The 277-nt window shown below is 37.5% G+C and carries 1 pseudogene; it reads right to left on the minus strand.

Annotated elements, in window-relative coordinates:
* Positions 1 to 277: pseudogene (locus tag KVT11_RS19795) on the minus strand (Na/Pi cotransporter family protein); the annotation flags it as partial.

Consider the following 277-nt stretch of genomic DNA (forward strand, 5'->3'; position numbering starts at 1 on the left):
CAGTATCAAAGTTTGTTAAAGCTTCAACTGCGACGTGTAATGTTGAAATTGTTAACTCAAGCATTTCATTTAGTTCAGCTAATGCGTCGTCTGATAGGGAGACACGGTTTGAAATTTGGAAATCTACAAGTTCTACAAGGTTTTCTACATGATCCCCGACACGTTCAATATCTCCAACACCACCTGCTAGGACTGAATGCTTCTCAGAGCCTGTCGGTGAAAGTGGTTTTTCTGATAGTAAAACTAAATACTCGGTAATTTTTTTATCTAAATTGTT

The sequence above is a fragment of the Bacillus sp. GbtcB10 genome, from assembly GCF_019091365.1.
Taxonomy (GTDB): Bacteria; Bacillota; Bacilli; order Bacillales; family Bacillaceae; genus Bacillus; species Bacillus altitudinis.